Source organism: Halorubrum vacuolatum (genome assembly GCF_900188065.1).
Taxonomy (GTDB): domain Archaea; phylum Halobacteriota; class Halobacteria; order Halobacteriales; family Haloferacaceae; genus Halorubrum; species Halorubrum vacuolatum.
In genome coordinates, this window is the sequence record NZ_FZNQ01000001.1 from 479,546 (window position 1) to 488,433 (window position 8,888).

Sequence of the window (8,888 nt, forward strand, 5' to 3'; positions counted from 1 at the left end):
TCATCCGATCTCACCGCCGTCCGACTTGACCGACTCCGTAGACGCGTTCCCCGACTCGACCGACTCCGTAGACGCGTTCCCCGACTCGACCGACTCCATAGACGCGTTCCCCGACTCGATCGCTTCCCCGTCCGTTCCGATCCGGTCGCGCCAGTCGGCGTGGGCGGGACCCTCGGGGTCCTCGATCGTCGCCTCGACACGATCCGCGTCGAACGGCTCCACGGCCGGCACGGGATCGTAGACGCCGCCGGTGCGTGCACCGGGGTTCGTCCCACGAAGCTGGTCGAGCAGCCGGGCGGCCGGTGACTCCGCGATCGTCGACGCAGCGGGCTCACGGTGGAACGCGGCGTCGACGGGTGAGGTTGCCTCATAGCCACGATCCGTCGAGTGTAACGGGGCGTCCGCGCCCTCCCAGTAGTTGCCGACGTCGTCGTCGGCCCAGATCCGAAGCGGTCCGGCGCCGGCACCGGCGTGTCGCTCGTTGTCGACGAAGTCGTTTCCGACCACGCGGCTCGACGGGATGACGGTCGTCGCGCGGGCCCCCTCCTCGTTGCCCACGACGACGTTGTGTTCATACAGCGAGCCGCGTGAGCTGGTCGAGAAGCCGAGGCGGTTGTTCACGAGGGTGTTGTAGCCGAGGTACGTCCGCGTCCCGGACGCCTGTATCCCCGCCGGCGAGTCACGCACGTCGTTGCCGACGATGGCGTTGCCCTCCGGCCGCGTCATGACGGTGATGCCGCCGTATTCGGCGTTCCGGACGACGTTATCGGCGATGAGCGCGTCACCCGAATACATCAGATGAACGCCGTAGCGCGTCCCCTCGAAGGAGGCGTTTCGGATCACGGAGCCGTCGGCGCGGTGGGCGTAGACCCCGTCGCGACCGCCGTCGAACTCGCCGCCGTCGACGGTGACCCGCGACTCCATGGCGACGACGCCCATGAAGCCGTCCTGCCAGTCCTCGGGACCATGAACGGAGAGGTCGATGAGCGTGGCGTCGGATCCCTCACGGAGAATGACCCCGCTCGCGTCCGTCTCGATATGGACGTCCTCGACGACGAGGCCGGGGGCCGAAAGCGCCCGGACCCCCGCATCGCCGTGGCCGTAGCCGAGTTGGACGTTCGTGTCCCACGCGGCCTCCCCCTCGTCCCCGTCGCTCGGCGGCTCCTGAACGGCCTCCTCGTCGCGCGTCTGGTTGCCGACGCCCGCGACCGAAAGGCCGGAGAGCCCGACGTCGGGGGCACGAACCGTGATCACGGAGCCCTCGTCATCCCCCTGCACCGTCGCGTTCTCGCCGGCGACGGTCACCGAGCGGTTGATCTCGATCGTCTCCTCGTATGTGCCCTCGGGGACGACCACGGTCGTGTTCGCGGGTGCCTCCTCGACCGCCTCGCCGATGGTGTCCGCGTCCTCGCCGACGACGACGGAGACCGGCCGGTCGGCCCGTTCACGGGCGTCCGCGACCCGGTCGTCCGCCTCCTCCCATCGGTCGGGCGCCATCGACCGGACGGTCCCGGCCGTGTCGACGTCGAACTCGCGCTCGCGGAGCGTCGACCACGGGACGACCTCGCCGCCGTGCTCGGCGGTGAACGTCTCGGCCGCGTCCGCCTCGGCGAAGGGGACCGCCGTCTCGCCGGCCGGCGTCCCGGCTTCGGAGCCGACGACGTAGACGGCCTCCTCGGCGGGCGTCCATGCTGGGGTGCCCTCGGCGGCGAAGAGCCCGTCGTCGGTCACGTCCGGCTCGGCGTCGTCGAACGTCTCGACGTGGACGGCGATCGGATAGCCGAAGGCCGTCTCGCTTCGGTCGTCCTCAAAGGTCTCGACCATCTGGGCGATCCCGTTGTAGCCGACGACGTACTGGAAGCTGGAGTAAAACACCTGCGCGCGGGGCACCGCCGCCTCCCCGCCCATCAGCTCGTCGGTCTCCGAGGACATGCCGAGTTCGATGGTGTCGTCGTAGGTCACCGGGTCGGGCGCGGAGTCGGCGGGGTCGACGAGGAACGCGCCGGCGACGACGACCGCGACCACGAGGGCGAAAAGGATCGCGACGGCCGGAAGGAGCCGCCTCCCGCGGGTCCGCGGCACGGTGGGTTTCACGTGTGACGTTCGCCCTCGAACGATTTATGCCGACTGGTTCGTTCCTCGAACGCCCGCGTGAACCGCTCCGGAGGGGCTAAACGGGCGTCTCCCGTAGTTTCACTCGATGGCACAAACTCACCGGCTCCGACGACGTCGGCTGCTCGCCGGCGTCGCTGCGACCGTTCCTTTCGCGATCGCCGGCTGTCTCGGCGGTGACGATGACGAGGACCCGGAGCCCGTCGGGCTCGAGGGCGAACTCGCCTGTGACGTGTGCGGGATGATAATCGAGGATCACCCGGGACCGGTCGGGCAGATCCACTTCGCCGACGACGAGCCGGAGGGTGGCCGGCCCGGTCAGTTCTGCAGCAGCACCTGCACCTACGAGTACCTGTTCGCCGAGGAGGACGCCGGACGTGAGCCGCTCGTAACCTACCTCACCGACTATTCGACGGTCGAGTACGACGTCTCCGAGGAGGGCGACGATGTGCTCTTTTCCTCACACGTCGAGGCGGAGGCGTTCGCGCCGCTTTCGAGGCTCACCGTCATCGCCGGCAGCGACGTCGCCGGCGCGATGGGGCCGGAGCTCATCCCCTTCTCCGACGCCGACGACGTGGACGGGTTCCTCGAGGCGTACGGCGGCACGGAGATGGCGGCCGAGGAGGTCGATCAGGCGACCGTCGACGCGCTCTGATCGACCGTCGACACGCGGCAAGAACGATCACCGACACGCTCCGAGCCCGAGCACCCGACCCGGCAGGCGATGACCAGCCCGTCACCTCCCGTTCTCCCGTACTGAGAACGCCGACCCCCCTTTTTGTAGGCTGCTGGCGTGTGTACAGGTATGAGCTACGAACAGCAAGTCACCGGTCGAATCGACCTCGACGCGGCGTTCAAGGCGTTCGGCGCGGTCGGGATCCTGATCGCGGTCGTCCTCACGGGCACGGTGGTCGTGTTAACGAACCCGTTCGGTGGGCTGATCACCGCCTCGCCGGCCGTCATCGGCACGGTCGCGTTCACCCTGTTGCTGGTCGCCGTCGGCTACACGACGTTTGCGCTGCGGTCGGGGTGAACGAGGAGGCGGGGGGACGTCGCCGGCGGGCGCTCACCCGCGCGTGACGCGCCACGTCGTCGAACGGGAGCGACCCCACTTTTCTATCTCCACGTCGTCTGATTTCTCCGCGAGGCGTGGAAGGCGCGTGCCGACCTGCTTCGCGGTGAGGCCGATGGCGTCGGCGATCGTCTTCGAGCGCACGTATCGCTCGCCACGCGAGACGCTATCGGTGAGGTACGCGAGGATACGCCGCTCCTCCTCGGTGTACTCGCTCATATGCTAGAAGTAAGTCCCAGTCGCGCTTAACCGTTTCTCGTCAGCTTGCATCGTCGAGCGCGTTCCGCCCGTGAGACCGTCGGGGGACCCTACTCGAAAACCTGAACTGTGACGACCGCCAGCAGGGCGAAGACGATCGCCGCGGCGAAGCCCCACGCGCGGTCAAGTTGCGTCGGCGCGCCGTACATCACGACCGCGCCGACGACCGCCACGGCCGCCAACGCCAACATCACGCCGAGTCCTTTATCAGATTCCATTGATCCCTCGCTCATATACGGACCTTCGCGACGGTGTACTTAGTTCATACGGAGCGGGCGGACGGTGTGAGGGATCCCCGCCGGGAGGATCCCGGCGTGCGCCGAGGTCAGTGATAAGATCTCGACGTGCGCCGAGGTTAGTGATAAGATCTCGACGTGCGCCGAGGCCAGTTATAAGATCTCGACGTGCTCCGAGACCTCGTTCAACGCGAGGTTGGCGGCGATCTCGGCGTTTCGCATCGCGTACTCGGCGGTGTGCTGGAGGCTGACGAGCACCTCCCGGGTCATGAGCAGCGTTTCGTTGTCCAGGTCGTCGGGAAGCTCCGCGAGGATCTCCCGCTCACGATCCTCGAGGCGCGCGAAGCGATCGCGACACTCGACGGTGAGGTCGTAGTCGCGCTCGACGACCGCCTTCACCGCCAGCGCGGTGAGTTCGTCGACCTGGTCGGTGAACTCGCGGATCTGTCGCATCGTCGCGGAGTCCACGTCGAGGGTGTGTCCCTCCGCCTCCATCACGATGTCGGCGATGTCCTCGGCGTTGTCGGCGGTGAGTTCGAGGTTCTTCGCGACCGATCGGTAGCCGATGAGGGGGAATCCCTCCTCCAAGCCGACCGCACGGGCGAGGTTGGGGTTCTGATATGCCGTAAAGATGAGCCGTAAGAGGAGCACGAAGATCTTGTTCGCCTGCCGCTCGCGGTTGAGCGCCCGCTGTGCGAGGTCCGGGTTCCCGTGGGCGAGCGCTTTGACCGCCTCGCCCCGCATCGTCGATCCCGTGTTCTCCAGCCGCTCGAGGAGGTTGTCGAGCGTGAAGTCCTCCGGGTCGACCGAACAGCGGATGGCGATATCCTCGGGCGTCTCCTCGATGACCCCCAGGCCCATGAGCTGCGTCTCCGCTTTATATACTGCGTTGATGTGATCGCTGCCGAGCGCGCCCTCGCTCCGGACGTGAATGACCCGACGACCGAGAACGTACTGGGCGACGATGGCGCGTTCGAGCGCGCTCGCATCGAGGTTGTCCGCGGAGATGATTGCCTCGGACTCCTCGGTACTTACGGACTCGGGCAACACCGTGAGCGTCCCCTTGCCGCCCATCCGCAACGAGACCTCATCGCCTTTGTTCACCCCATGTGCTTTCGCCCACTCCGCCGGCAACGTCATCGCCAGCGTCGACGGACCGAGGCGCTGGACTTTCCGCGTTTCCATATCGAATAGATATTCGGGAGATACCTTAAATCTGTTCGCATGTTCATTATATGCTTGTCTTGAGATACAAGGTAATTGGGAACGTTCGTGAAGAATTCGAGGACATCGTCACAAAACCCGTGAACCGCCCCACTGGTGGGGCGGTCAAGCGAATTGACGGATATTTATATACACGATCGCGATAGAAGGGATATGAGCAAGCGGATACTCGTCGTCGACGACTCGGCGTTTCAGCGGACGGTGGTCCGCGACGCGCTGGAAGACGAGTTCGAAGTGGTCGCCGAGGCCGAAAACGGCGAGGAGGCGGTCGCGATGTTCGAGGAGCACGCACCGGACGGAATCTCCATGGACATCGTGATGCCGGAGATGACCGGGATCGAGGCGACGGCGACGATCAAAAAGCGATCCCCGGGGACGACGGTCGTGATGTGTACGAGCGTCGATCAGGAGGAGAAGATGATGGAGGCGGTGAAAGCCGGAGCCGACGGCTACGTCACGAAGCCGGTGGACGGGACGAAGCTGCTCGAGGAGTTCAACACCCACCTCGGCTGAGCCCGCGGTGACCCCCGGTGGACGCATCGAACGGTTTTAACCGATCGCTCCCATCGATTCGGTAACGTATGGATACGCTCGTCGTCGGCGCGGGGGAGATGGGCCGGTGGGTCGCCGACACGCTCGCGGCCGAGGCCGGCCCCGCCGACGCGACCGTCGCCTTCCTCGACCGGGAGCCCGCCGTCGCCACGGACGCAGCAGCCGGGAGGCCGGCCGCCAGATCGGTCGGCGCCGACACCGCGGAGACCTTCGACGTCGTCTGTCTCGCCGTGCCGATGTCGGCGGTGCCGGCCGCCGTTGCAGCCTACGCCGACCGGGCGACGGGCGCGGTCGTCGACGTCTCCGGCGAGATGACGGACGCGGTCGCGGCGCTGCGTCAACACGCCCCCGACCGCGAGCGCGCCAGTTTCCACCCGCTTTTCGCGCCGCCCCGGGTGCCCGGCAACGTCGCGGCCGTGATCGACGCGGACGGTCCGCACGTCGCCGCGATCGTCGACGCCATCGAAGCCGGCGGCAACGACGTCTTCGAGACCACCGCCGACGAGCACGATCGCGCGATGGAGACGGTGCAGGCCGGCGCACACGCCGCGGTTCTCGCGTGGCGGCTTGCGGGCGAGGAGATCCGTGCGGAGTTCCACACGCCGGTCTCGACCGCGCTTGAGGCGGTCGCGGACACGGTGACTGAGGGGTCGCCCGCGGTGTATGCGGAGATACAGCGCGTCTTCGATGGCGCCGACGACGTCGCGGAGGCGGCCCGTCGGATCGCCGACGCCGACGATGAGACGTTCGCCGACCTGTATGAACGTGCCCGCGGGGAGGGGGAGGGACGCGACCGTCATGCGTGAGTCGCGGAGACACGATCGGAGCACTGGGGGGACGTGACCGTGATCGACAGGGAGGCCGTCAGGAACAACGCCAACTATCTCCGGCGGGTGCGGCCGATCGACCCCGAGGAGATCGCCGAGTACATCGAGGGGAGCCCGCATCCCGCCGTCGTCCGCGAGACGCTCCGTGAGGAGGCGTTCGACCTCCGCCTTCGCGAGCGCGAGGACGGGACGTTCGTTCCCGTTCCGGACGAACCGGTCGAGCCGCCCGGGTGGGCACCCGAGGCGCTCCCGGAGGCGTACTCGCTCGCGGTGGAGGACCTCCTCGTCGGCGAGTTCGGCGCGAACTGGCATCGCGGCGAGTCCGGCGATCGACTCCGGACGACGATCCGACAGTTGAAGGCCGACTATCTGTACGGCAACGACGTCACATACGACCGGATCGCCGCGTTCGGGTACGCGATCTACCACCTGCCGGGCTACTACGCGGCGATCGGATACGTCCTCGACGACCTCGTGGAGAATCGGCTCCTCGACCGCCAACTGCGGGTGCTCGACGTCGGTGCCGGCGTCGGCGGCCCGGCGCTCGGGCTCCACGACTACCTGCCCGAGGACGCGGTCGTCGAGTACCACGCGATCGAGCCGAGCGCGAACGCCGAGGTCCTCGACTCGCTGCTCACCGCGACCGACCGGAACTTCCGAACGAGCGTGTATCGTGAGCCCGTGGAGTCGTTCCTCGGAATGGAGGACGCGGGCTCCCGCTCGACCGCTCTGGCGTCCGCCGAGCGGCTCGATGGCCCGATCGATCTCGTCCTCCTCGGAAACGTGCTCTCCGAGCTTTCAGAGCCGGCGAGCGTCGTCGCCGAACTCGGTTCGCTGCTCGCGGCGGACGGGAGCCTCCTCGCGCTCGCGCCCGCGGACCTCCACACCGCGACCGAGCTCCGCGAGGTCGAGCGGGCGGTCACCGAGGACGGCTCGGATCTGACCGTCTACGCGCCGACGCTCCGGCTCTGGTCCGGAATGACGCCCTCGGATCGTGGCTGGTCCTTCGACGTCGCCTCCGATCTCGCCGTCCCGGCGTTCCAGGCACGGTTGGACGAGGCCGCCGCACGCGGACCCGAGGACGAACCGGGCGAGTTCATCAACGTCGACGTGCAGTTCGCCTACTCGATCCTGCGGACCGATGGGGCCCGGCGCGTCGACGTGCAGGCATCGGTCGACCGCTGTGCGCCGCTTTCGGCATCGGAGGATCACGTCACCGATCGGGTGAACCTCCTCGTCGTCAAGCTCAGCCACGATCTAAGCGAGGGCGGAAACGGCGTCTATAAGATCGGCGACGGCTCACAGCGGGTCGAACACTACGCGGTCTGCACCCGGGAGACGGAACTCAATCGCCACCTGCGGGAAGCCGACTACGGCGCGGTGGTGTTCATCGAGAACGGGCTGGTACTCTGGAACGACGACGAGGAGGCGTACAACGTCGTCGTCGACGCCGAGACCGTCGTCGACCTCGTCGCTCCATAGCGGAGCGACTCGCGGTATGCGGTCCTATCGTCGACACCGCCGGTGTGCGGTCCTATCGTCGACACCGCCGAGTCGTCCCCGCCCGATCGAACCCCTCTTCACGCCGACCGTCATCAACGGGATCGATGGACCTCATCCCGTCGATCGCCGCCGATCCCGGGCTCGGGTTCGCGCTCGCGGCGGCGGTCGTCTGGGGCGTCTACATCTACCCCTTAAAACGGCTCTTCGAGGGCTACCCGCCGGCCGCGCTGACGGTGTGTATCAACGCCGTCGCGATCGCGTGGTACCTCCCGGTGACGCTCTCACGCGGTGACCTCTCGACCGGCGCGTTTGGCGGGTTCGGCCTCGCGGAGCTGGGCCTCGTCGCGCTGACGGTAGTGATGACGGCGGCCGCCTTCGTGCTTTTTTTGATCGCCATCGCCGAGGGCGACGTCTCCTACGTGACGCCGATCAACAAGATCGTCCCGCTGTTCGTCCTCCCGCTCGAGATCGTCATCCTCGGACAGATCCTGACCCCGCTTGAGGTGACGGGCGTGGTGATCGCGACGCTCGCCGTCTACGTCGCCAACTACGACCCGGGTGGCTTTTTCGAGCCCTTTATCAAGGCGGCGAAGTCGCGGCCGGCGCAACTCGCGCTCGTGAGCGCGATGTGTTATGCCGTGAGCGACCTCGGCAAGCGCGTCGCCCTACAGGAGTTCGCGATCCCGGAGACGCTCTGGGTGCCGCTGCTGCTCGCGGGCGTCGCCGCCGTCCTCCTGCCGAGTGCGGTTCGAAATCCCCCGGAGGGCGGGTTCAGGGGCGTCCGTGCGGACCTGCCGAAGTTCCTCCTCGCCGGCGGTTTCGTCGCGGTCGGTGAACACGTCACGACCGTCGCGTTCGCGCTGTTGCCCGCGAGCATCGCCTCGCCGGTGATCAACACGCAGGCGATCGTCGCCGTGGTCCTCGGCGGGATCCTTCTCGGGGAGCGTCACTTCCGGCTGCGCCTGCTCGCGGCCGTCCTCGCGGTGGCCGGGGTCACGCTGATCGCCTTTTGACATCCTCCCCGCCCTAAAGGGCGAGGATTCCCGAGCGTTGGGATATTAAGATTCGCAACCCACCTGTTCTCTCGGGTGGAACAACCCGGAG

10 protein-coding genes are annotated in these 8,888 nt (G+C 67.3%); 6 read left to right on the top strand and 4 right to left on the bottom strand.

Going from position 1 to position 8,888, the window contains the following annotated elements; genetic code table 11:
• Window positions 1-2,094 (bottom strand): NosD domain-containing protein, encoded by a 2,094-nt coding sequence (locus CHB65_RS02355; protein WP_089383424.1) that lies wholly within the window; start codon window positions 2,092-2,094, stop codon window positions 1-3.
• A 106-nt stretch (window positions 2,095-2,200) separates the two neighbouring features.
• Between CHB65_RS02355 and CHB65_RS02360 the strand changes: the two genes are divergently transcribed.
• Entirely contained in the window at window positions 2,201-2,767 is a 567-nt protein-coding gene (locus CHB65_RS02360) for a nitrous oxide reductase accessory protein NosL (RefSeq protein ID WP_089383425.1), read from the top strand.
• 150 nt (window positions 2,768-2,917) lie between these two features.
• Window positions 2,918-3,145, top strand: coding sequence for a hypothetical protein (locus CHB65_RS02365; RefSeq protein WP_089383426.1), 228 nt, complete (start codon window positions 2,918-2,920; stop codon window positions 3,143-3,145).
• A gap of 33 nt (window positions 3,146-3,178) precedes the next feature.
• Here CHB65_RS02365 and CHB65_RS02370 read toward each other — a convergent pair whose 3' ends face one another.
• The 3 genes from CHB65_RS02370 to CHB65_RS02380 form a co-directional block, all read right to left on the bottom strand.
• The gene (locus CHB65_RS02370; protein WP_089383427.1) at window positions 3,179-3,403 is read right to left on the bottom strand and encodes a DUF7123 family protein; all 225 of its coding nucleotides are present in this window, start codon (window positions 3,401-3,403) and stop codon (window positions 3,179-3,181) included.
• 89 nt (window positions 3,404-3,492) lie between these two features.
• Window positions 3,493-3,675, bottom strand: coding sequence for a DUF7525 family protein (locus CHB65_RS02375; RefSeq protein WP_089383428.1), 183 nt, complete (start codon window positions 3,673-3,675; stop codon window positions 3,493-3,495).
• A gap of 156 nt (window positions 3,676-3,831) precedes the next feature.
• Window positions 3,832-4,863, bottom strand: a complete 1,032-nt coding sequence (locus CHB65_RS02380) for a phosphate signaling complex PhoU family protein (protein WP_089383429.1) — start codon at window positions 4,861-4,863, stop codon at window positions 3,832-3,834.
• A gap of 192 nt (window positions 4,864-5,055) precedes the next feature.
• Between CHB65_RS02380 and CHB65_RS02385 the strand changes: the two genes are divergently transcribed.
• From CHB65_RS02385 to CHB65_RS02400, 4 genes are all read left to right on the top strand, one after another.
• Window positions 5,056-5,415, top strand: coding sequence for a response regulator (locus tag CHB65_RS02385; protein ID WP_089383430.1), 360 nt, complete (start codon window positions 5,056-5,058; stop codon window positions 5,413-5,415).
• Between the two features lie 68 nt (window positions 5,416-5,483).
• Complete coding sequence (locus tag CHB65_RS02390; protein WP_089383431.1) at window positions 5,484-6,260, top strand: NAD(P)-binding domain-containing protein; 777 nt, start codon at window positions 5,484-5,486, stop codon at window positions 6,258-6,260.
• 39 nt (window positions 6,261-6,299) lie between these two features.
• On the top strand, window positions 6,300-7,763 hold the full coding sequence (locus tag CHB65_RS02395; protein ID WP_089383471.1) for a small ribosomal subunit Rsm22 family protein: 1,464 nt from the start codon (window positions 6,300-6,302) through the stop codon (window positions 7,761-7,763).
• Between the two features lie 125 nt (window positions 7,764-7,888).
• Window positions 7,889-8,797 (top strand): DMT family transporter, encoded by a 909-nt coding sequence (locus CHB65_RS02400; RefSeq protein ID WP_089383432.1) that lies wholly within the window; start codon window positions 7,889-7,891, stop codon window positions 8,795-8,797.
• The last annotated feature ends 91 nt before the right edge of the window (window positions 8,798-8,888 follow it).

Excerpts from the sequence above, each read along its gene's own strand:
- CHB65_RS02380 (WP_089383429.1), bottom strand. The coding sequence starts at position 4,863 with ATGGAAACGCGGAAAGTCCAGCGCCTCGGTCCGTCGACGCTGGCGATG.
- CHB65_RS02390 (WP_089383431.1), top strand. The coding sequence starts at position 5,484 with ATGGATACGCTCGTCGTCGGCGCGGGGGAGATGGGCCGGTGGGTCGCC.
- CHB65_RS02360 (WP_089383425.1), top strand. The coding sequence starts at position 2,201 with ATGGCACAAACTCACCGGCTCCGACGACGTCGGCTGCTCGCCGGCGTC.
- CHB65_RS02400 (WP_089383432.1), top strand. The coding sequence starts at position 7,889 with ATGGACCTCATCCCGTCGATCGCCGCCGATCCCGGGCTCGGGTTCGCG.
- CHB65_RS02385 (WP_089383430.1), top strand. The coding sequence starts at position 5,056 with ATGAGCAAGCGGATACTCGTCGTCGACGACTCGGCGTTTCAGCGGACG.
- CHB65_RS02375 (WP_089383428.1), bottom strand. The coding sequence starts at position 3,675 with ATGAGCGAGGGATCAATGGAATCTGATAAAGGACTCGGCGTGATGTTG.
- CHB65_RS02365 (WP_089383426.1), top strand. The coding sequence starts at position 2,918 with ATGAGCTACGAACAGCAAGTCACCGGTCGAATCGACCTCGACGCGGCG.
- CHB65_RS02370 (WP_089383427.1), bottom strand. The coding sequence starts at position 3,403 with ATGAGCGAGTACACCGAGGAGGAGCGGCGTATCCTCGCGTACCTCACC.